Genomic DNA, 696 nt, shown 5'->3' on the forward strand with positions numbered 1-696 from the left:
CCTCGGCTATCGTCGGGCTCGACGCGGGGGGTGCGCTCCTCCGTTGACCCGGGTCTTATCACCAGTTTGGTCACTTCTGCCGCCCCTTGCCCGCATCCCTAACTCTCGGCCGCCGCGCGGGCGCCGCCCGCGCGGCGGCCGTGAGTTCGGCATGCGCGGAAGTGGCCGCTGAAGTAACCATCGTGTTCATCTCGCTCGGATCAACGGTAGAGCGGACCACCCGGTTCGATCCGGCGTTTCGCCGAGGCCGACTCCGATTCCTCCGGACACCGGAGGCACTAGGTTGTAGGCCATGAGTCAGACAGTGCGTGGGGTGATCTCCCGGTCGAAGAAGCAGCCGGTGGAAGTGGTCGACATCGTGATCCCGGATCCGGGGCCCGGTGAGGTCGTGGTCGACATCATCGCCTGCGGTGTCTGCCACACGGATCTGACCTACCGCGAGGGTGGGATCAACGACGAGTACCCGTTCCTGCTGGGCCATGAGGCCGCGGGCACGGTCGAATCAGTCGGGGCGGGTGTGACCAACGTCGAACCCGGCGACTTCGTGATCCTGAACTGGCGCGCGGTGTGCGGACAGTGCCGGGCGTGCAAACGCGGCCGCCCGCATCTGTGTTTCGACACCCACAACGCCGCGCAGAAGATGACGCTGACCGACGGCACCGAGCTGACCCCGGCACTGGGGATCGGGGCGTTCGC

1 protein-coding gene is annotated in these 696 nt (G+C 67.0%); it reads left to right on the forward strand.

Annotated elements, in window-relative coordinates; translation table 11 throughout:
- Positions 1–292: 292 nt before the first annotated feature.
- Positions 293–696, forward strand: a 404-nt coding sequence (locus AU194_RS30805; protein ID WP_157576148.1) for an alcohol dehydrogenase catalytic domain-containing protein, incomplete at its 3' end; no start/stop codon positions are given.

It is taken from the genome of Mycobacterium sp. GA-2829, from assembly GCF_001499965.1.
GTDB lineage: Bacteria > Actinomycetota > Actinomycetes > Mycobacteriales > Mycobacteriaceae > Mycobacterium.